The sequence below is a fragment of the Enterobacter sp. 50793107 genome, from assembly GCF_001463365.1.
Classification (GTDB): Bacteria; Pseudomonadota; Gammaproteobacteria; order Enterobacterales; family Enterobacteriaceae; genus Enterobacter; species Enterobacter cloacae.
In genome coordinates, this window is sequence record NZ_LNII01000098.1 from 1 (window position 1) to 1,178 (window position 1,178).

The 1,178-nt window shown below is 50.8% G+C and carries 3 protein-coding genes; all 3 read left to right on the plus strand.

Annotation, left to right across the window (positions count from 1 at the left end):
* On the plus strand, nt 1-261 hold a 261-nt coding region (locus tag APU11_RS14240), incomplete at its 5' end, for an efflux RND transporter permease subunit (RefSeq protein WP_058671135.1).
* Between the two features lie 85 nt (nt 262-346).
* A complete protein-coding gene (locus tag APU11_RS14245) occupies nt 347-787 on the plus strand; it encodes a DUF411 domain-containing protein (protein WP_000720618.1) in 441 nt (146 codons plus the stop codon).
* 127 nt (nt 788-914) lie between these two features.
* Nucleotides 915-1,178: YHS domain-containing protein (locus tag APU11_RS26965; RefSeq protein ID WP_114078538.1), on the plus strand; the 264-nt coding region annotated here is incomplete at its 3' end.

Here is a 1,178-nt window from a genome sequence, read left to right on the forward strand (position 1 = left end):
ACGTTCACACCGGAAGGTCTTGATGAAGCCCTTTATCATGGTGCCGTGCTGCGTGTCCGGCCGAAAGCCATGACCGTGGCGGTGATCATCGCGGGTCTGCTGCCGATACTCTGGGGAACCGGCGCAGGTTCAGAAGTCATGAGCCGTATTGCGGCCCCCATGATTGGCGGGATGATCACAGCTCCGCTGCTGTCCCTGTTCATTATTCCTGCCGCCTATAAACTCATCTGGCTGCGCAGACATAAAAAGAGCGTGTCATAACCCTGAAAGGACACCCCTGCGGGTGTCCTTTTGCATAAATTCACCCTGACGTCAGGGTTTACATCGATAACATACAGAGGTGAGTATGAAAAAAATAATTTTAATGGCCCTGGCTTTTGGCCTTTCACTTCCGGCAATGGCAGGTGAAAAAGTAATAGACATGTACAAGTCTGAAAACTGTGGTTGCTGTTCCCTGTGGGGCAAGGCGATGGAAAAGGACGGGTTTGAGGTACGGACCCACGTCATGAATGATCAGGCTCTGTCAGCCCTGAAAGAAAAATATGCTGTTCCTGCTGAGCTGAGAAGCTGTCATACCGCAGTTACTGGTAATTTGATCATTGAAGGTCATGTGCCTGCCACAACGATACATAAGGCAATGCAGTCTGGTTCAGGGATTTATGGCCTTGCCACCCCCGGTATGCCTGCGGGAAGCCCGGGAATGGAGATGGGGGCCCGTAAAGAGGCTTACGATGTTATCGCATTCTCTCCGGAGGGCAGTAAAAAGATCTTCCAGCGAATCGAATAGTCAGCGGAACGGCTGATAACGGGACGCCGGTAGCAGGCACTCCTGTGCCGGCGACATTCGTGGTAATCGCATCCATGACATAACCTGAATACAGAAGACGCTTCAGGTTTGCATAAGGAGAGTTACTGTGAAAAATGACAATGCAGTGCAACACAACAACCAGACTGCCTCTGAACAGACATTATCCCCGGACGAGAGTCACGTATTGCATAAGGTGAGAGATCCCGTGTGCGGGATGACAATCATGCCCGATAAGGCGCACAGCAGCATTCGATACCAGGAGCATCAGCTTTATTTCTGCTCCGCCAGCTGTGAGAGCAAATTTAAAGCTCATCCCGATCATTATCTTACAGAAGATGCCAGTGAACATTCCCATCACCACCATCACCAC

Coding starts and splice junctions, on each gene's coding strand:
- APU11_RS14245 (WP_000720618.1), top strand. CDS start 347: ATGAAAAAAATAATTTTAATGGCCCTGGCTTTTGGCCTTTCACTTCCG.